Here is a 20,918-nt window from a genome sequence, read left to right as displayed (position 1 = left end):
ACCTAATGAATCTTATCACCATCCCTATTAGCGAGCAATCAGAGGATACGAGGATTTAAACGCTTAAATGCCCATAACTTCACAAAAACTTGCAGGAATCCACCCTATTCTTTAAAATCATCCAGATAACCATCGATGTAAGCCCTTACATGACAATACGCAATAAAGGGTTGGCCAAGTTCAATAGAACCCGACCAACCCTTTTGTTTAACCATTAAACAAAAGCCTTTAATTGATGCTGTTTGGATATAAGTTCGTTCAAATCAATCTTCATTTCGAGAGCATCGCGAAGCCCTTCAGCATGTTCATTCAGTTGTTGCAGCATCAGATTTTTCTGAGTTGCAAGCCAGTTTTCCAACTGATTCGCATAAGCTTGTTCAAGCTCCATTGTTTGCTGCTCGATAAATTCTGCCACTGGCGTGTTCATCCGATTTTCCAGATCTGCTCTAAGCTTGCTTTTGCCATCACCTTCGAAAAATTGCTTCGCATTTTTGAAATGACTATGGAGCAGCTTCAAACTTACATCTGGAACTTCTAGTTTAGACGTAATTTCAGGTGTTACGAACTTACTTGATTCATACGTTCCACTTTCGAATCCTTCCATCAACTCACCAAGCTGCTCTTCCCACCGCTTTACACGGCTGCTGCTAATCACATTCATGCGATTTTCGACCCGGAGCGTTGTGGCCAACACCTCCTGGGATAAATCGTAACCGATCATTCGCAGCAGCTCACCCCACGCAGATTGCATTGCTTGCTTCGGATCTCTGGCATCATCCCTGAAGGTCGAAGGATTAAAGGCATAATTGTATAATTCACCGAAGCGGTACATCGTGCGCTGCTTGACGTAGTATAAAAGCTCCTGAATTTCTTTCTTTAATTCTTTGAGCTCCGCGTCATAAAGGGTATTTTCCAGAAGCTCTGTTCCAGCATGCTCCGCTTGTCCGAGCTTGGTCAACTGAATCTTCCGTTCTTCCTCCCCAGACTGCGCACGCTCCAGCCATTGCTGCATGGTAGCAATCGCTCGATTCAGCTCCAAATTAGCTGAATGGATTGCGACATCGCTAAGCTCATTGAACGTAAACTTCACAAATTCTTGCTCAAATGGCTGAATGCCAGATTGGGTAACCAGATCTTCGTTCCCTGTTATTTTGCCCTCTGCAGCCAAATAACTGGAAATTGGATAAATACGCGGATTTCGGATGCCGTGCTGCAGCAAATTCGTTTCCACATGTTTAATTACACCATTTAATTCTTCCGAGCTAGCGGCAAGATCAGCTGCATTGACGATAAAGAACATTTTATCCATCTCAAAGCTATCCTTCACACGACCGAGCTGCAAAAGAAATTCACGGTCTGCTTGAGAGAAAGCATGATTGTAATAAGTAACGAAAAGAATAGCATCCGCATTTTTAATATAGTTAAAAGCTACTCCAGTATGGCGGGCATTAATGGAGTCAGCCCCTGGTGTATCAACGAATATAATGCCTTGTTCCGTCAATGGATTGGAATAATATAATTCGATAAATTCAACAAAACAGGACTTAGATTCGTCTGCAACATAGCTTGGAAACTCGTCTTTGGTGATTTTTAGTTCGGTGCCTAAATGATCTTGGGCAAGGGCCCAACCTTTCTCCACTGCCTTCAGGAAGGAATAGTGCGGCTTCCCTTTGGCCGTAACGTCCGATGGAGAAAGTGCGCTTATGCGTTTGAGGGCCGATGCCATGTCTGTCGCCTGCACGCCGAGTATGTCCAAAGAATAGAGTACGTCCTGCAGAATCGCGTCCGTCTTCTTCATCTTGACCTTGGCTGTGCCATGCGGCCAACCTTCCTGCGGCGGCATGATCTTATTGATGGCCGCCGTCGTTGGGTTCGGCGAGACCGGCAGCACTCTTTCGCCAATCAACGCATTGGCGAAAGAGGATTTGCCGGCGCTGAAGGCGCCGAACAGCGCGATCGTGAACGTCCGCTGCCGCAGACGTTCCGATTTCTCGCGCATGGAGCGCGCGATCGACCTCATCGACGGCAGGCCCTCGATGAGGCTTGAGGCCGCCTGCAAATCGGCGGCCTTGCGCTCCATGCGCCTACCGTGTTCACCCGAGGTGAACGCGGCAGGCGCTGATGACGCTGCCACGACTGATGACGCAGCTGTAGTGCCTGCGGCCGCGTCATCAGTCGTGGCCGCGGCCTGCAGGATCGTGCCTATGGAGGTCACGTGCAGTCCCCCGCTCAGCGGGGCGGCTGCCGTCTCCTCCATGGCCGTGTACTGCTGCGCAGCCGGCAGCGCCGGCGCAGACGGTCTGGGCCAGCTGGCCATGCGCAGCAGCTGGGCCTCTGCCTCCGCCTCGGCTTCCTCGAGGCGCTGCAGTTCCCGGCAAGCGCTGAGGCGGACGCCTAGCGCTTCGAGCTCTTCCGCAAGCGCGTCAGCCGCTTGCGCACCCCCTTCGCGGACTGCAGCCGCGATCAGATCAATCACCGCAAACGCCTGTTTGCGGTACTGCTGTTTAATATCAGATGACACCTGCTTCATGAAGTTAAGCGTATATTCGCCGCCGAAGGTTGCGCCAGCATTCACTTGTGCTGCTAGCCACTGTGTCGTCACGTCAACCTTCAGCGCTTCGATTTGCGCTGTAAGGGCAGGATCATGCTGCCCTTGCTCCTGAGCGGCCTTTTTCAAAGCATCCCTCAAATGCCAGTCCAGCTGCGCTTCTACCTGCTCAGCCAAATCCGCCTGAAACGTTCCCAGGCGTTTCTCCGTCTCCAAAACTGTTTGCGCAGCTCTAGAGAAAAAGCCTACCTTGAACCCGGGCTTACGGCTCTCCAAATACGCATGAGCCTGATCCCTAGTCAAGGCTGGTGTTATATTGGCATTCTCGATAATCATGCCAACTTCCTTACGGAGGGCCGCCGTTAAAGCTTCCGGCCGTCCCTTCACCGCCGCAAGCTCTTCCTGCTTCGCTGCAGCTTGCGCCTGAATCTCCTGCACGTCACCTTCCTGGCTGATTTGCTCCATAAGCTCCGCTTTCTGCGGCTCATGCTGATCAGCCAACCACTTGCCGTGCTCTGCTGCAAGATAACGCGCGGATGCATCGATGCTGAAGCTTCGCAGATCATCACCTCGCTCAATTAAACGACTTAGGAGCCATTGCAGCTTCGCATACTCATTATGCGGATGGTTCGGCTCCTTCATGGTCACGAACAGCAAATCATCCGGCTCGATGCCCCAGCTTAGAAAAGCTTGCTTCGTCCCCTCCTTATACTGTGTAAAAGGAAGCTCCCATTCTTTGTGCTTATCAATCATATTTACAACCAAATAGAGCGGCTTTCCCCACTCCTTCATCTTCTTCGTAAACGCGAGATTGACTTCGGATTGGACATGGTTGTAATCCATAACATAGAAAACTACATCTGCTAGATGTAAAGCCGATTCCGTAGATTGATGATGAGCATCATCCGTAGAATCAATTCCAGGAGTATCAAGCAGCGCCGTTTGACTGCCCAGAAATGGAATCGGATAGGAAATCTCTACCGTTTCAATGTCGGTACCATTGACGCAATACGCTTCTAATTCTTCAAGCGCAATCGTTTTCGGTTTTCCCAGATTATTTGCTGTGCTATCCTTCACGCGATGCGTAACATGAGCACCTGGTGATCCATTACGAATACTCACGATATTTGCACTTGTTGGAATCGGGCTGGATGGCAGCAAGGCGTGCCCACAAAGCTGATTAATCAGCGTCGATTTCCCCGCTGAGAAATGACCGCAGAACGCTATATTCATCTGTCCAGCGTCTAATTTATCAAGCAGCTGACCTAGCTTGCTTGCATTGTCGTAATCCCCTTTTGTTTGCAGATTAACCTGCATGTTCCTGATCGCATCCGGCATGACCGAGATGCTTATATCCACCATTTGCGTCATTCGTCCATTCCGCTCCTTATGATCCGTTCTTCTATTCAAACATAACAGAAAAAAATCTCCCAAAGGGAGATTTAGGTTTTAGGACATAACTGCTTTTTCTTTTTCCGGCAAGAAAATCTCAAAGACATCGCGATGCTGCAAAATCGTAATGTCGGTGTCTTTAACTTTCATAACTACGACTTCGGATTTCGTTTTCATCTTGTCTATGTAATTCTGAGGAACTTCACCGGATTCACTGACTGTTACACCTTCAATGACTTTTTCCTCATTATCGGCTAGGGGCGTGTTAATTACTTGCTCATAAATATCAGAGAACAGTTCAAAGCTATTGGTGTATACGGCGATGCATTTCATTTCAAATCCCATCCTTTGTCTGCATATCATTTGTTTGTAATAGTTTTCCTAGTTGCACTTGGTTTCATACGTTTCTTACCCTCACGGCAACTGTCCAACAATGGACATATCGTGCATTGCGGGTTCTGAGCTTTGCAGTGATACCGACCGAAGAATATAAGACGATGATGTGTTTGTGTCCACTCTTCGCGCGGAACCTTCTTCATCAGCTTCTTTTCAACTTCAAGTACCGAATCGTCCCAGCCAACTAATCCTAATCTTTTGGAGACTCGCTCTACATGGGTGTCTACCGCAATAGCAGGTACCCCGAAAGCGTTCGATACGACGACATTTGCCGTTTTACGGCCTACACCGGGCAGTTCGACCAAGTGTTCGTGCTTCTCTGGAATTTCGCCTTCAAACTTGTCCAGCAGCAATTGACACAACTTTTGAATATTGCTTGCCTTATTTCGAAATAATCCTATCCGTCGAATGTCTTGCTCCAGTTCCGTAAGTGGAACGGCCAAGTAGTCTTCAGGACGCTTATATTTCTGAAATAAATCCAATGTCACCTTATTCACGGTTTCATCGGTGCATTGAGCCGATAATAATACTGCAATCGTTAACTCAAACGGATTACTGTGGCGCAACTCGCAATGTGCATCCGGAAAGAGCTCACCGATTGTATCCAAAATATGCCTTACTAACTTCTGTGTCATGTCTTTACTTCCTTAGGGTCGTAATAATCTCCAGTGTAGCGAATTGTGGCGTTAGAATCAATGCTTGAAAGCGTCAAAATGCGAACATTTTCTAAATAATTGCCATATTTATTTTATAAATTAGAAAAAAACCGCCTGTCTTAGAAGTCAAGCTCCTAATATACAGACGGATGAACTTATTTTTCGTTCAAAATTATTTCTCAATCTCAACAATTTTATCGTCTAACACATAAAGAGTTACTTGATCTCCAGCTGCAAAGGATGATACCGACACAACGTCTGTTCCCTTATGGAAATAGGCTCTTGGGAAAATACTATAAGCGGTTTTTTCTCCGGAGCTTATAGCTTTGAAGTAAAATTGGTTAACGACATTATTATAATTATCCACTTCCCGCTTAGATCCCACAGCTACTTGAATAAGCATTTTGTCATTGGCGTCTTTCATCACTTGAACACGATCGCCCACTTTGATGGAAGTGAAACTCCATGCTACGCCGCCATTAAGCTTAACGTCATAATTGCTGCCTGCGTTAATCACTTGACTTTTGCCTGAAAAATCTTGAACGGTTAAACTTGTACTAGCTGCATTCACAGCTGTAACCTTACCGCGTACAGGACTGATCAGCTCTGCTTTTACAACAGCTAAACCTTTGAACGTCAGCTTGACATAATCATCAAGAGCAAAATCTGTAATAGAACCTACACTTTGATCCGCTTTAATGATTGGAACGCCGTCCAGGGAAATGACATACGAAGTGTTCGCCTCATCCGTCACGGTAATTTGCTTGCTGTTCACGTTAGATAAAATTGTTTTATAAAGTGCCGTTTTACTCGTCACGATTTTTGTGACAATCCCCTGATCAAAGCTTAGTAATAGACTTATATTGTCCCCAACTTTTAGATCCGACAGTGTACTGTTAGGCTTATTTGCAAGCTCAACCTGTGGAGCGTAATTAAGCTTGAACGTCAAGCTTTGACCGCTGTCCGTTTTCAATGTTATATCATTTGTTTGTAAATTTAATTGCGTTAATGCGCCATCCAGTTGGGAGGACATTTTAATTTGCGTTACTGTGTTTTTCGAAACTAATAAATCAACATATTTACCTGCTGTGAAAGTGCTGTTGAAACTCGATAAAGGAAGTGTAGTACCTGCATATGAAATAGAAACAGTATCAGTCATTTTATAAACATGCGGATTACCAGTATTATCGGTCACGGTTAAGTATTTCGATGTTGGATTATAGCTATCTATTTTTGCAAAATATAAATTATCAATGGATCGATTCGTTACCGTGATCAAAGTTACTTTGTTGTTCAAAACATCCAGCTTAAGTTGATCTCCTGGAGCAATATCATAAATACTAGCCGTGGCTAAACCATTAATTCTGACTTGCACGTTATCGCTTAGAACATAGGATGCTAATGCTCCGCCAGCTGTTTTGGTTATCGTTAAAAATGTTTTGTCATCGCCAATTGCTTTCAAAGTCCCCTCAACACTAACACCGACATCCGCTTGCTTTTTAATTACTATCTTTACAATTTCACTGTTCTTAACCGTATACTCTACCGAATCTCCAACGTGAAGAGAATTGATATCTACGAGGCTGTTATCTGGTAAAGTCGCAATCAAATTACTTGAGAAACCATATGTTTCAGGCTGCCCAGATACGGTGTCAAGAAGCGTAATTTGCATGGCATCTTTATTAAGCGTTTGAATCGCGCCTTCTGCTGTTTTATTAACAGGTACCTGTTTAACTATGATGGACGTGTATTTATCGGTTTTGACAATCTTGCTTTTACGCAATTGAATCGTACTGCCATTTACGATAGAACCTAGGCTCAGGCCACGTCCTTCCGTATCAGTTACAGCGACATCCGGTGCTAAATCATAGCTCTCAAAGTCATCCAATGTGGCCTTGAGACTGCTCATATTCAATTTCAATAATTTACCCTCATGAATATCCAGCTGAAGCTCATCGCTAATAATTTCAACATAGTAGGCTGTTCCATTCACTTGTACGAGCGAAACCTCAAACGTTTCTTGCAGCGTTTTCGCAGCTATTGCCGTATCATTTTTATTACCGTAGAACACTGTGTTCGGTGAAAGTTTATATGTACTCGTATTGCCGTCTCTATCCATAAGGCCAATAGTGCCGCTTGTTAAGCTTGTCATGTACCCTTTCACAGCACGTGAAGGCAATGTAGCTAACTCCTTTTGGGAGCGACTTAAAAAGGCTGCCATTTGAGCACGCGTGACCGCCCCTTTAGGTTGGAACGTGCCATCTTCAAAGCCATCAACAACCTTCAAAGCAACTGCTGCATTAACAAAGCCCAATGTTGAGTTGCTAATGTCATTATTATCTTTGAAAGCCGTTGGTGTTGTCGATAAGCTTTGTGCGGTGGTTGCCTTCCCTATAGCACGAATTACCACTTCAGCTACCCATTCTCTCGTTGCCTTCCGCTGGCCCCATTTATCTTTGGACTTATCGCTTTGGCTTCTTACTTTCTCTTCCTCGTTGGAGATTAAGCCTTTCTGCAGAGCAATTGCTACATAATTACGCGCATAGTTATCAACCAGCATGAAATCAGGAAACACCGTTGCAGTCGTCATAGCATCTACATCGCCTTGCAAGCCCATCATACGAGTAGCCATAATAAGGACATCTTGCTGTGAAACCGAGTTCTCTGCTCGATAAGCCCCATCCTCGTAGCCTTCAATAATGCCTTCCAAAGCAAGCTTGGATATATGTCGAATGCCCCAATAGTCCGATTTTACGTCAGGAAAAGAAAGCTTTACATTACTTGTTGATGCCGTATTTACTGACTCCGCTGCCAAAACAGGCGTCCCCGCCAGGCTTGTAATAATTAAAGAGCTAACAATTGCACTTGCTAATTTCTTGTTCTTCATCGTTGATTTAGACTCCTCTGCTACTACATTTAATTAGGTCGTTTAATTGGATATGGAAGCTCTAGATGCCCCATTAAGCTATCCACTTGTTTGCCGTTTTTCAGCACATATAAAGACTTCACTTCTGGGAATTGAAACACGGTTTTCTTCAAAGCTTGTAAAAACAACTCCTCACCCGGAGCGCCTAATTGCGTTTTGGGACCAAATTTAATATCAATCTTCAATTCACCCTTAGCTATATCAAACGAAGTGCTTGTGAATGTAAGATCATCAAATAAGGGAATCGCTTTAGGATCATCACTCTTTTTGAGTGCGTTTAGTGCGGCTTCATACACGTCAGCATCCTTTTTGTAGCTGATTGTGACTTCTTTTTCTATAAGTTTCATTTCGTCCTGATCACTATAAAAGGCTTTGACCTTTTTTTGCTGTAAAGGTTCTGGTGTTTGCGTTGGGGTTGGTGCAGGACTTTGTACCACCGTTGTAGGAGTCGGCGCAATCGTAGTTTGCGGTGTTGCTCCACCTACGTGTTGACCTTTCTGACCGCAGGCGGTTACAGACAACGTGATGGCACTTACAAGAAGCACCCCATGGAATAGGCGACTTGTTTTGGTCATCTCACTCACTCCTTAGCGTTTTGCCTAGCAAAACGAACTTCGAAAGCATACGTTTAAAGCTTTCGTCTCTTATTTTAGGTTCAGGTATTCTTTGATGGCAGCAACGATAGAAGCCGCTATTTTGTCTTGAAAAGCTTCCTTGTACATGGCAGATTCATCGTTCTTATTGGACAAATACCCCACTTCGACTAGAACAGCCGGCATTGTCGTTTTCGTGATGACCCTGAAATCAGCTTGGCGTACCTTGCGATCAGGAAATCCAGCAGCAGCAACCACATTTTTGTGGATGACATTAGCAAAAGCTATGCTTTCCGGTCTGTTATAATACGTTTCCGTTCCTGATACCGAAGCTTTTGCGCTATTTCCGTGGATCGATAAGAAAAGATCAGACTGATTGTCGTTCCCAAAAGAAACCCGGTCATCCAGTGGAATGAACGTATCATCAGAGCGAGTCATAAGGACATTAACCCGCTTGTCCTGAACAAGAAGCTTCTCTACCTTCTTCGCTGTAACGAGTGTAAAATCCTTCTCATGCTTGCCAGTTATGGATAATGCACCAGGATCATTATCCCCGTGCCCTGCATCAATCACCACGGTTAACTTATGCTCTACTATCGCGGCTGTCCATTGATTCGGAAGCTTAGACGGCTGTACGCGGTAGTCAGCTGAACCTTTCAGATCCAAAATAATTCTCACCGTAGCCGGGTTATCAGAAAAGTTAGAAAAGCGCACTTTCTCAACCAGAGGATGTATAGAAGGCAGCTCCCCTGCATTATTTACAAGCAATTTTTGGAGAGATGGATCTAAAGAAGTGTTAGGGAAGTCAAAAACGATGCGATTCGGGTTCGATAATTTCATCATAGTCGGAACTAAAGAACCGTCTTTCGCAGCTACGGCTAACTCCTTCTCAGAAAGCACAATCGAAGTCAACAAGTGCACATTTGGATCGGGTATATTCGTTCCTGGATTTGTGCCAGTGCCCGGTACTGGCGGTTTTGGGGGCGTTACTTCGCCATGATTGTGATCATCTACAACATCGATGGGTCCTGTGACTGGTTTGGAATCGGAATCATCCTTTTTGAACATATGAACAGAAGAGGTTAAAGAGTCCCACTTAAATTCAATACCCATAAGTTGACCAATGAAACGAAGTGGAAGCATCGTATTGCCTTTTTCGATGATTGGCGCTACTTCTAAGCTTTCCTTCTTACCTTTAATCAGGGCCGTTTTACTGTCGATAACCAATTGAATGTTCATATCGTCTTTGACGATGGTTACCATGCGTGTGGATTCATCCCAACTCACCTTTGCACCTATTTCTTCAACGATAATTCTTACAGGTACAATCGTATTGCCACTTACGATACGTGGCTGGACTTCGTTAGACACAAGCTTTTTTTCATTCATATAAAGCTTAATTCCGCTGGTGGATTCAGCTCCCATCGCATAAGTAGGGAGAAGCAGCATGCAAACTAGCAGCATTAAACAAAATGCAGGAAATTTCATCATTCACCTCTATGTAATGTCGGAATTGGGGTCTTAAATTCATACTCTTAAAATCTATCTTTTATAAACTAGCAGCAACGTGTCCATTTTACCAAAATAATCATATGCCCGACAGCAAAACCTCCGTCCAATCGACAATCTAGTAATCTATTAGACGCGGAAAACTGCCAAAAGTTGCAAAAAAAGAAGAAGAAAAAAACCTAGCCATAAGCTAGGTCTGAATTCTTGCAACTTGAACAAAAAAGACGCAACCAATGCAAGAGCTCATTGGATTGCGTCTTCTATGATCACATTTTATTTATAAGCCAAACGTTTTTGGTGAGCTTGTTCATAAGCTGTGATTTTCTCTTCATGTTGAAGTGTTAAGCCGATGTCATCCAAGCCTTGCAGAAGGAACTGACGACGGTGCTCATCCAAATCAAACTGAATTTTCAAGCCGTATTCATCAGTGAGTGTCTTGTTCTCAAGATCGACATTCAGCTTGTAGCCTTCATGCTTCGCTGTACGAGCGAATAAATCATCAACTTGCTCTTCCGATAGCTTGATTGGCAGAATGCTGTTTTTGAAGCAGTTGTTGTAGAAGATATCAGCATAAGACGGTGCAATAATGACGCGGAAGCCGAAATCTTGGATAGCCCAAGGTGCATGCTCACGAGAAGATCCGCAGCCAAAGTTCGCTCTGGAGAGCAGAACAGAAGCTCCTTGATAACGATCTTGGTTTAATGGGAAGTTCTCGATAACTTTGCCCGCTTCATCCCATCTCCATTCGAAGAAGAGGAATTGACCGAAACCGGAACGCTCAATTCTTTTAAGAAATTGCTTAGGAATAATGGCATCTGTATCTACATTCACGCGATCAACAGGACCGACTAGGCCTGTATGTTGTTTAAAAGCTTCCATGTTTTCATTCTCCTTAAAGTTTTGCTTTAGCAAAACTAGCATCGTAAGCATTGCCTTAATCAGCCCAAATTAAGCTTGTTGGTATTCTTTGATTTCCCAATCACGAACGTCGTAGAAATGACCTTTGATTGCTGCAGCAACAGCCATTGCTGGAGACACGAGAATGCGTACGTCCACCGCGGCCTTGACGACCTTCGAAGTTACGGTTGGATGTCGATGCACAGCGTTGACCTGGTTGCAGAACGTCCGGGTTCATGGCCAAACACATACTGCAGCCTGCATCACGCCATTCGAAGCCAGCGTCGGAGAATATTTTGTCCAAGCCTTCTTTCTCAGCCTGAATTTTAACGCGTCCGGAACCTGGAACTACGATAGCTGTAACGCTTGGATCAACCGTGTAACCTTGTGCAATTTTAGCAGCTGCACGAAGATCCTCGATACGACCATTTGTACAAGAACCGATGAAGACATAATCAACTTTCAGTTCAGTCATTGGCGTTCCTGGTGTTAAATCCATATATTCAAGCGCTTTTTCAGCAGCTTTACGTTCATTTTCTGTTTCAAAGCTTTGCGGATCCGGAACTAGTGATGTAATACTCGTCCCCATTCCCGGGCTAGTTCCCCAGGTCACTTGCGGAATCAAAGAATCAGCATCAAATTCCAGCACCCAATCATACGTAGCGCCTTCGTCAGTAACAAGGTTAGACCATTCTGCGACTGCAGCGTCAAAGTCAGCACCTTGTGGAACGTATTCACGACCACGCAGGTAGTTAAATGTTGTTTCGTCAGGTGCAATAAGACCTGCTCTAGCTCCACCTTCAATGGACATGTTACAAACCGTCATACGCTCTTCCATGGAAAGACCACGAATCGCTTCGCCGGTATATTCAATTACATAACCCGTTGCAAAATCTGTACCGTATTTAGCAATAACGCCAAGAATCAAATCTTTCGCAGTTACGCCTGGTTTCAGATTGCCTGTAATGCGTACTTCCAATGATTTTGCTCTGGATTGTTGCAGTGTTTGTGTAGCAAGAACGTGCTCCACTTCACTTGTTCCAATACCGAAAGCAAGTGCGCCGAATGCGCCATGTGTCGAAGTGTGGCTATCTCCGCAAACGATTGTTTTACCTGGATGTGTAAGTCCTAGCTCAGGTCCCATAACGTGTACAACACCTTGGTCAAGGCTGTCTAGGTCGAACAACGTAACGCCGAAATCACGGCAGTTTTGCGAAAGTGTATCAATTTGTTGTTTGGAAATAGGATCAGTGATATTGAAACGATCCTTAGTAGGTACGTTATGATCCATCGTCGCAAACGTTAGGTCTGGTCTGCGAACTTTGCGACCCGATAAACGAAGGCCTTCGAAAGCTTGCGGTGAAGTTACTTCATGAACAAGCTGCAAATCAATATAGATTACGCTGGGCTTGCCTTCTTCCTGGTTAATAACGTGATTATCCCAAATCTTCTGAAACATTGTCTTTTTACTCATATCCAGTCACCTCTTGTCATTATCCGCTCTAATTGTTAATGTCTTACCCTCATAACGTAGTTTAACACGGATAACGTCATAGCTCCAAGATATAATAACTATAAGCTTCATAGATTATTCCTATAGGATGATTCGAATTTGAAAAAAGGTGGTTAGTATCTTGCATAAGCAATTATGACATTTTGAAAAGGATGTGCTACTATGCTTTGGACCATTTTTGTTGTTATTCTCGTCTTGTGGGCTTTAGGAATAGGGTTTGATATCGGAGGGAATTTAATCCATCTTCTGCTCGTTTTAGCCGTCATATCTTTGGTATTCAATTTGGTTACAGGTAGAAGAGGTAATTAACATTACTTTACAGATGAACCTATATATTAATTCAAAAAGCAGTTTGTGGAATTTGTCGAATTTGTCCGCAGACTGCTTTTGCTTGTACCTCAGATGATTGCTCATCGATGTGAGAGTCCTCGATCGAGGTTTTCTCATATCAAACCTTAAAATCTGGTATATTATCTGTATGCTTTATAGGCTGTATCAATAATACAAGCTAAGATTATTACATATCAGGAGATGAAATCTACGATGGAACTACGTCAACTTCAATATGCGATTCAAATCGCGATCGAACGCAATTTCTCTCGCGCCGCGGAGAAACTTCATATTGCACAGCCTTCCCTAAGCCAGCAGCTATCCAAGCTAGAGAAAGAAATCGGCGTCCTTCTTTTCCAGCGCAGCACCAATTCAGTTGAGCTTACTCATGCTGGGTCCCTTTTTGTTGAAAAATCCCAAAAAATCCTCGACATGGTCGAGCAGCTGAAGAAAGAAATGGAAGACATTTCACAAATGAAAAAGGGTCGCCTTGTCGTAGGCAGTATGCCAATTACGGGTTCAACGATCCTGCCTTTCGTTGTTCCTGTCTTTCAAGCGGCATATCCGGATATTGAAATTACACTCGTTGAAGAGACATCCTCTAACTTAGAAACACTTACGATGAATGGACAAACCGACATCTCGCTGCTCTCATTACCATTACGAGAGGATTCTCTCGTTTATGAGACTTTACTGGAGGAAGAAATCGTCCTCGCGGTACCTCCACTGCATCGATTAGCAGCAAGTAAAGAACCTATTCGAATCGAACAATTAGAGAAGGAAGCTTTCATCGCTTTGAAAAAAGGGCAGGGATTTCGCAAGCTAACACTTGAACTATGCCAAAAAGCTGGCATTACCCCTAATATTGTCTTCGAATCCAGCAATATGGAAACGGTTCAGTCCCTCGTCGCTGCAGGCATGGGAATCGGTTTCGTCCCTTATTTAATTTCAAAAAGAAGCTTCAGTGAATTATCACCCATTCACCTCACCCTTGAAGGCAGACCTACTCGCACACTCGTTATTGCCTATCGTAAAGGCAGATACATTTCTAAAGCTGCCGAAGCTTTCGTTTCCACAATGAAAGAGGTTATGCGAACAATCGGTTAGCACAAGGAGGTTTAACCTGCAATGAACAAAACTCAACGGTTAATTCAGTTGATGATGGCAGTAAACGAACGTATGCAGTTCACCACGAAAGAGATGGCAGATGAATTCGGCGTCTCGGAACGTACTATGCACCGCGATTTACAAGAGTTGAGCGAGCTGGGGATGCCGCTATATACCGAATTTGGACCACATGGGGGATATCGCTTATTAAAGAAGCGGATGCTCCCTCCGATTCTATTCTCCGAACAAGAGGCTGTTGCGATGTTCTTCGCCTTTCAGTCGCTCCAGTATTATGGAGCGCTCCCTTTTGCTGCGGAATCGACTTCGGCTCTGAATAAGTTCTATCACTATCTCCCCACAGATACGAAGGTGAGAATCGATGCACTTAAGGATCGAGTATCCTTCTGGACGCCTACGCGAACGCAAGGTTCCCCTTTCTTGGAGCAGCTTTTGGACGCTTCTATTGATGAAACGCCTTTACGCATAACCTACGCGTCCAAAGATGAGACCACAGAGAGAGTCGTGCAGCCAATTGGCATTTACGCGTCCAATGGTTTTTGGTATTTTCCCTCCTATTGCTTTCGAAAAGAAGGATTCCTTTTATTTCGCGTAGATCGCATACGCAGCTTAGAACGAGCCGAATCCGCACTTCCAAGCAAAAGCTTCAAACACTACACAATTGGTGATTGGCTGTTAGCAGGGCAAGAGCGTGAGGCAGGCCAAATGACAATGAAGCTCCGGGTGAAGCTGACTCCAGGTGGTGTTAGAACCTATGAACGTAACAATGGACTGGACGGTAGCGTGGAACTTTATGAAGATGGCAGTGGCCTATTAGTGACAGACATGCATCGAAGTAATTTATCGTACTTTTCGAAGTATTTTCTCAGTTTGGGTGCCGACGCCCTAGTTGAAGAGCCCTTAGAAATGGCGAATTGGATTCGGGAGCAAATTCGTGCTATGCAGCATGCATACGGCAATGAGTTGACTTGAAGAGCGGATTCAATTTAACCGTTGCAATGGTAGGCACCTTGAATTTTGATGCAAAAAGTGCATATATTTCCCACGATTTCGGCGTATTCAAGAGAATACATGTAAAAAAGTACATCTAAATGAACGGATATATGGAAGTTTCCTCGAAAACGGACATATTAGATGCACAAAATACATCAGTTCTGCTCAAATAGATTAATTAAGAATGATTTGTGTACTTTTTACATCAATTATCTTGATACTCTACTCAACCTACTTACTTAATCATCCTCTCCTTGAGTCGAGCGATACATCTCTTCATTACTATAAATACTATGACAAGAATTGTCATGGATTCGATGTAACATTAAAACTGAGCATACAAAGTTAATGATGCTGCTAGTTGTTTATGGCGAAAAAAGCTATGTTCATGCTTACGATGCCAGTTTTTCTGGCAAAAAACTCTTAGGAGGCAAAACAATGACTTTACAAAACCTGCAAGGACGGGTTGCCTTGGTTACCGGTTCCAGTCGAGGCGGCGGCCGCGGCATTGCCCTAGCACTTGGGGAGGCTGGGGCCACTGTCTATGTGACAGGACGCAGTACGAGAGCGAAATCCACGAGAACAGATCTCACGGGTACGATTGAAGATACCGCTGAAGCCGTTACGCAGCGCGGTGGATTAGGAATCGCCGTTCGTTATGACCATACCATCGACGCTGATGTCAAAGCTTTGTACGAACGTATTAAACAAGAACAAGGAACGCTCGATATTTTGGTTAATAATGCCTGGGGCGGTTACGAGGACTATGATGATGTCGATTTCTCCGTTCCCTTTTGGGAGCAGCCGATGTCGCGTTGGGACAAAATGTTCGAGGCAGGACTGCGTGCTCAGATGGTTTCAAGCCGGTATGCGATGTCTACCTTTTTTCTCGAACAAAATCGTGGTCTTCTGATTAATACAGGCGTCAACTCTGATATTGGCGGCGACTACCCTATCAATGTTTTCTATGACACAGTGAAACGAGCGGTTACGAATATGACACGCGCTATGTCTCAAAATCTAAAAGCAAACCATATCGATGTAACCGCTCTTACTTTAGCACCTGGCTGGATGCGTACGGAAGCCGTTTATAAGCATTATGGCTTAGAACCAGGTGATCCGAATTTCATGAAAGTCGAAGCACTTCATACGACGGAATCTGTGGAATATATCGGCCGTGCAGTTGTCGCGTTGGCATCCGATCCTCAAGTAAGTCAAAAGGCAGGTCAACTTCTCGAGGTAGGTGCCCTAGCGGATCAGTATGGCTTCACGGATATCGATGGCAGACAGTTGCCGCCGTTCCGGGTTTAGGTCATTCAAATTCGATTACTTCATAAACCATTTTTGAATAAAATTCGGCGGTTGGATGCGGCAGTTGTGAAAAGCTGCAATTTTCCAATCGCCTTTTTCTTTGACAATCACATTTGTATTGATGGAATCTCTGTTCTTTGGCGCTTTTTTCTGCCAACTGAGTTTAATAGCACCAACACAATGAGCAACAGCCATATCGGGAGATAGAAATCGGATCTGGATTGAACCGCCATCCACCATTGATGAACCTCTTAACACACCATCAAACAGCTTCTGATGAATTTCCGCTATGTCTTGTCGCCCCTTTATATGCTGTCCGTTGAAGGTCACATAGTCAGCATCTACTGTAAAACATTGGCCGAACGCTTGCCCGTTATGCTCATTCCAAGCTTTGCCAAGCACCTCGAAAATAGCGAGTATCGCTTTCGTGTCTTGTTCTTTAACATCCACCATATCAGCCTCATCCTCTCTTAAGCGTTATTTTCGCGGTTACTGAAACTTTTGCATACGGAGGGAACGTCATTCCGTTATTTTTTTCGTTTTACCCGATTAAGCACTTTCGCGGGACATCAATCCATTATTTCTTTCGTTTTACCGGATTATGGCGCTTTCGCGGAACGTCGATTCGCTATTTGTTTCGTTTTGCCCGATTGCGGCACCATTGCGGAACTCATTCCGCTATTCCTTTAAAACCGAAGTATTTTAACCACTCATCACTCCACAATTTCAATTTTGACATAATTACCTTTTCAATAAATCGCACTGGAGTAGGAAATAATCCCAGTCCACAGACCGATTACATACCAAATTGATTAATTTCACAGATCCCACTAACCCTTTGACCACTGAACGCATACGATATATAAATAAAACTTATCCATTCCCCAATAATAAATGATAAAAAGATAGCATTAACCCAGGAGGCGGAAACCATGACATTATTAAGAGCAATTGAGCAGACATTCTGTAAATTGCAAGAACCCTCACTAGAACAACTTAAAGAAGCCCTACAATCCTTAGACAACTCACTTCATGAGGTGCCTGTTTATAAAACAGAGCCTAAACAACTACCCTATGGTCGGAATGTCGTTTATAGCACGAAAGATCTCGAAGTTATTGTGATTCACATACCTGCTTCGGAGGCAACGGCGATTCATAACCATGGCTCGTCCATCGGCTCCGCTTGTTTAATTGAGGGAACGTTAGTCAATACCAAGTACCGTCTGGACTCCGAAGGTTATCCCGTCGCCCACACAGATGACTATATTGGGTCAGGTGAATATTTTGAAGCTCCTTGCGAGCAAATTCATCAGTTAAGCAACCCTTTCCACGAGCCTGCTGTTTCCATCCATGTATATAGCCCGCCTCTCAAGGGCGTAACACGCTACGTACCTTACAGCGAAATCTTGGATTATGTCATCTAAAAAAAGCCCCCTGTAATCACGTCCATCGACGTTCTCACAGGGGGCATGGTATTAAAATTGAAGTGAATTCTCAATGAATGCTTTTAATTCGGAAATTGGGATCCGTTTTTGTTCCATTGTATCACGGTCACGCACCGTTACTTGACCATCTGTTTCGGACTCAAAGTCGTATGTGATACAGAACGGTGTACCAATTTCATCGTGACGGCGGTATCTTTTACCAATAGAACCTGTATCATCATAATCCACCATAAAATGCTTCGCTAGATCAGCAAATACAGCCTGCGCGCCTTCATTCAACTTTTTGGAAAGTGGGAATATAGCGGCTTTAATCGGCGCCAGTGCAGGATGGAAGTGCAGAACCGTACGACTGTCGTCACCTTCCAGCTTTTGCTCTTCGAAAGCATCGATTAAAAGCGCTAACGTAACGCGGTCTGCGCCAAGAGAAGGCTCGATGCAGTAAGGAATGTATCGTTCATTTGTTTCTGGATCAATGTAGTTGAAGTCCGCACCAGAGTGCTCCATATGCTGCTTCAAGTCAAAATCCGTACGATCCGCGATACCCCATAGCTCGCCCCAGCCAAACGGAAATTTGTACTCGATATCCGTCGTCGCATTGCTGTAATGGGACAACTCATCGTCGTTATGATCACGAAGGCGAAGGTTATCCGCTTTGGCACCTAGAGACAACAGCCAGTTATGGCAGAAGCTTCTCCAGTACTCGAACCACTTCATGTCCTCGCCGGGCTTACAGAAAAACTCAAGCTCCATTTGTTCGAATTCACGTGTACGGAATGTAAAGTTACCTGGCGTGATTTCGTTACGGAAGCTTTTGCCGATTTGGCCGATACCGAATGGCAGCTTTTTGCGCATCGTGCGTTGAACGTTTTTGAAGTTAACGAAAATACCTTGTGCTGTTTCCGGACGTAAGTAAACCACGTTAGAGCTAGCTTCCGTTACACCTTGGAATGTTTTGAACATCAGGTTGAACTGACGGATATCCGTAAATTCCTTGCTGCCGCAATCTGGACACACAATGTTGTGCTCTACGATAAGCTTCATCATATCGTCAAAAGTCATGCCATCAACGATGATTTCGATATCTTTCTCAGCCAGTTTATTTTCAATCAATTTATCAGCACGGTGACGAGCTTTACAGCTTTTGCAATCGATCATCGGATCGTTGAAATTTCCAACGTGACCGGATGCTACCCATGCTTGCGGGTTCATCAAAATAGCCGCGTCAAGACCCACGTTATACGGGGATTCTTGAATAAATTTTTTCCACCAAGCACGCTTGATATTGTTTTTCAGCTCGACGCCAAGCGGGCCGTAATCCCATGTGTTAGCCAAACCGCCATACACTTCTGAACCTGGGAATACAAAACCTCTGTGCTTCGCTAATGCTACAACTTGATCCATAGTAACGCTCATTGTTCGTTCGCTCCTTCAGCTTCTCGTTTATAGGTCAATGACCTTTGACGACCATTTGGATATGAGCAGACGCAAAAAAAGCTCAACATCCAAAGGCATCAAATAATGCCTAGGGACGAGAGCCTTACGCACCCGCGGTTCCACCCTAGTTGATACACCCATAGAGCAGTATATCCCCTTTATCGTATTGGCTCCGGATAGCCTTTTCCTTGAGCTTCAATCTGGGCTTTCACCGTCCCCAGCTCGCTGAACTTGAAGTTGTTCAAGTACTATTCATCCTTCACAGCCACAATTGATCATTCAATTGGCTTTAGTTTACAGAAAAACCGACAAAAAATCAAATAGGTGCAGGTACATTTTTATTTAATCTAATACAAATGTGGACGACGGTCTTCAAAGACCGGAATTTTAGCGCGAACACGCACAACTTCCGTCAAGTCGATGGTAGCATGCAAAATCGCTTCACTCTCATCGCCTTCCACCAGTACTTCGCCCCAAGGATCAATAACCATCGAGTGCCCAAAGAAATTCGTTGTTCCACTAGTCCCAACGCGATTACAGGAAACGACATACATCTGATTTTCAATGGCTCTGGCCATGAGCAGTGTACGCCAGTGGTGCAAACGTGGGTGCGGCCATTCCGCAGGTACGAATAAAATCCGTGCCCCATCCAGCGCTAATTTGCGCGCAAGCTCAGGGAAACGAATGTCATAGCAGATCATCGCGCCAGCCGGAACGCCTTCAAGCTCAAATCGGCCAAGCTGATCGCCGCTATGCAGAAACTTTTCCTCGTCCATAAGACGGAACAAGTGGATTTTGGAATACTCGGCTGTTTCCGCGCCTTCGCGATCAAAGGCGTAAATCGTGTTCAGAACACGATCGTCTCTTTTATCAGCAATTGATCCGCCGATGATATTGACACGATGGGTCCGGGCAAAATCACTTAGAAAGGCTTTCGTCCTAATACCGTTAGGATCAGCCAACTGCTGAATCTCGGTTAAGGCGTAACCTGTATTCCACATCTCGGGAAATACGATCACATCAGGCTTTTGATCTCCACTAACCGCTTGATGCAGAAGCTTCTCCAATTGAGCAAAGTTCGTATCGGGTTCACCGATCTGAATATCCATTTGAATTAGTGCAATGTGTAGTAATTGTGATTCGGACATACTAGGATGACTCCTTTCGGGCAGCAGATTACCAATATCTCTCTATAGTAGTCTAATATATATTTGAACTCAATGGAACTCATGAAGGTTTAAATGCTTTGGACTGTCCTCTTGCTATACTTAAAGTCTCCCAATGATGATTCGCCCAATGTTTACTGAGCAGAACGATTTGCCCTACATGGTAGCCATAATGAGAAACTTGCCGCTGAATGGCTTGAAGCACAGAATGCCCTTCGCCTCTAATTTGGATAGTCCTAAGAACATCATTCGGAGTGAGTGCGTGCAGTGTATCAAACAGTACCTTCCAGCCTTCCTCCCAAAAGGAGATTAGCTGTTCACGCGTGTATTGGCTGCTTTCAAATTCACCGTCACGCTGCCGTGTTTCCTTTTCCCCATCCGTTGTTAAGAAATCAGTCCACCGTGACAGCATGTTCCCGTGCATGTGCTTAATCAACAATTCTAACGAATTCGACTCCTCATCTAACGTTAGATAAAAATGAGCATCTTCCGTTTGATCGAAAGCTTTATCCGCCAGCTTCTTCATATTTTCAAATGCAAGTATGGATTCCTGCAAAAAAACTTGCGCCACTAACTTGTTGTCCGACATGGTCTTCATCACCTTTCCTTAACTAATGAACTAACTTTATGATATTGACCGCTCGATGTAAAATCGATTTTTTTCATCACTATGAAAAAAAGTTT

16 protein-coding genes and 1 pseudogene are annotated in these 20,918 nt (G+C 44.4%); 5 read left to right on the top strand and 12 right to left on the bottom strand.

Annotated features, from left to right (window positions below):
* Positions 1–214 precede the first annotated feature (214 nt).
* The 8 genes and pseudogenes from QFZ77_RS19265 to leuC form a co-directional block, all read right to left on the bottom strand.
* Positions 215–3,919, bottom strand: coding sequence for a dynamin family protein (locus QFZ77_RS19265; protein WP_307441888.1), 3,705 nt, complete (start codon positions 3,917–3,919; stop codon positions 215–217).
* A gap of 78 nt (positions 3,920–3,997) precedes the next feature.
* The gene (locus tag QFZ77_RS19260; protein ID WP_307441886.1) at positions 3,998–4,273 is read right to left on the bottom strand and encodes an NAD/NADP transhydrogenase alpha subunit; all 276 of its coding nucleotides are present in this window, start codon (positions 4,271–4,273) and stop codon (positions 3,998–4,000) included.
* Positions 4,274–4,299: 26 nt separating this feature from the next.
* Positions 4,300–4,971: an endonuclease III gene (gene nth, locus QFZ77_RS19255; RefSeq protein WP_307441885.1), complete on the bottom strand. Its 672-nt coding sequence runs from the start codon at positions 4,969–4,971 to the stop codon at positions 4,300–4,302.
* 193 nt (positions 4,972–5,164) lie between these two features.
* A complete protein-coding gene (locus QFZ77_RS19250) occupies positions 5,165–7,879 on the bottom strand; it encodes an S-layer homology domain-containing protein (protein ID WP_307441882.1) in 2,715 nt (904 codons plus the stop codon).
* A 29-nt stretch (positions 7,880–7,908) separates the two neighbouring features.
* A complete protein-coding gene (locus QFZ77_RS19245; RefSeq protein WP_307441880.1) occupies positions 7,909–8,493 on the bottom strand; it encodes a GerMN domain-containing protein in 585 nt (194 codons plus the stop codon).
* A gap of 69 nt (positions 8,494–8,562) precedes the next feature.
* Complete coding sequence (locus QFZ77_RS19240) at positions 8,563–10,002, bottom strand: N-acetylmuramoyl-L-alanine amidase family protein (protein WP_307441878.1); 1,440 nt, start codon at positions 10,000–10,002, stop codon at positions 8,563–8,565.
* Between the two features lie 291 nt (positions 10,003–10,293).
* Positions 10,294–10,899, bottom strand: a complete 606-nt coding sequence (gene leuD, locus QFZ77_RS19235) for a 3-isopropylmalate dehydratase small subunit (protein WP_171649342.1) — start codon at positions 10,897–10,899, stop codon at positions 10,294–10,296.
* 69 nt (positions 10,900–10,968) lie between these two features.
* Positions 10,969–12,391: pseudogene (leuC, locus tag QFZ77_RS19230) on the bottom strand (3-isopropylmalate dehydratase large subunit).
* Positions 12,392–12,592: 201 nt separating this feature from the next.
* Here leuC and QFZ77_RS19225 point away from each other — a divergent pair.
* The 4 genes from QFZ77_RS19225 (at position 12,593) to QFZ77_RS19210 (ending at position 16,189) form a co-directional block, all read left to right on the top strand.
* Positions 12,593–12,739 (top strand): lmo0937 family membrane protein, encoded by a 147-nt coding sequence (locus QFZ77_RS19225; protein ID WP_156397095.1) that lies wholly within the window; start codon positions 12,593–12,595, stop codon positions 12,737–12,739.
* Between the two features lie 234 nt (positions 12,740–12,973).
* Entirely contained in the window at positions 12,974–13,867 is an 894-nt protein-coding gene (locus QFZ77_RS19220; protein WP_047674339.1) for a LysR family transcriptional regulator, read from the top strand.
* Between the two features lie 21 nt (positions 13,868–13,888).
* Positions 13,889–14,857, top strand: coding sequence for a helix-turn-helix transcriptional regulator (locus tag QFZ77_RS19215; RefSeq protein ID WP_307441875.1), 969 nt, complete (start codon positions 13,889–13,891; stop codon positions 14,855–14,857).
* A gap of 459 nt (positions 14,858–15,316) precedes the next feature.
* Positions 15,317–16,189, top strand: a complete 873-nt coding sequence (locus QFZ77_RS19210; protein ID WP_307441873.1) for an SDR family NAD(P)-dependent oxidoreductase — start codon at positions 15,317–15,319, stop codon at positions 16,187–16,189.
* 15 nt (positions 16,190–16,204) lie between these two features.
* Here QFZ77_RS19210 and QFZ77_RS19205 read toward each other — a convergent pair whose 3' ends face one another.
* Positions 16,205–16,642: an SgcJ/EcaC family oxidoreductase gene (locus QFZ77_RS19205; RefSeq protein ID WP_307441871.1), complete on the bottom strand. Its 438-nt coding sequence runs from the start codon at positions 16,640–16,642 to the stop codon at positions 16,205–16,207.
* Positions 16,643–17,121: 479 nt separating this feature from the next.
* Between QFZ77_RS19205 and QFZ77_RS19200 the strand changes: the two genes are divergently transcribed.
* The gene (locus QFZ77_RS19200; RefSeq protein ID WP_307441869.1) at positions 17,122–17,613 is read left to right on the top strand and encodes a cysteine dioxygenase; all 492 of its coding nucleotides are present in this window, start codon (positions 17,122–17,124) and stop codon (positions 17,611–17,613) included.
* A 51-nt stretch (positions 17,614–17,664) separates the two neighbouring features.
* Here QFZ77_RS19200 and QFZ77_RS19195 read toward each other — a convergent pair whose 3' ends face one another.
* The 3 genes from QFZ77_RS19195 to QFZ77_RS19185 all read right to left on the bottom strand — a co-directional run bounded on the left by QFZ77_RS19195 (position 17,665) and on the right by QFZ77_RS19185 (position 20,823).
* On the bottom strand, positions 17,665–19,047 hold the full coding sequence (locus QFZ77_RS19195; RefSeq protein WP_307441867.1) for a glycine--tRNA ligase: 1,383 nt from the start codon (positions 19,045–19,047) through the stop codon (positions 17,665–17,667).
* 368 nt (positions 19,048–19,415) lie between these two features.
* The gene (locus tag QFZ77_RS19190; RefSeq protein ID WP_307441865.1) at positions 19,416–20,216 is read right to left on the bottom strand and encodes a carbon-nitrogen family hydrolase; all 801 of its coding nucleotides are present in this window, start codon (positions 20,214–20,216) and stop codon (positions 19,416–19,418) included.
* A 79-nt stretch (positions 20,217–20,295) separates the two neighbouring features.
* On the bottom strand, positions 20,296–20,823 hold the full coding sequence (locus tag QFZ77_RS19185) for a DUF1572 family protein (protein ID WP_307441863.1): 528 nt from the start codon (positions 20,821–20,823) through the stop codon (positions 20,296–20,298).
* Between the last annotated feature and the right edge of the window lie 95 nt (positions 20,824–20,918).

The organism is Paenibacillus sp. V4I3 (assembly GCF_030817215.1).
Taxonomy (GTDB): domain Bacteria; phylum Bacillota; class Bacilli; order Paenibacillales; family NBRC-103111; genus Paenibacillus_E.
This window is presented reverse-complemented; position numbering and strand designations above follow the sequence as displayed.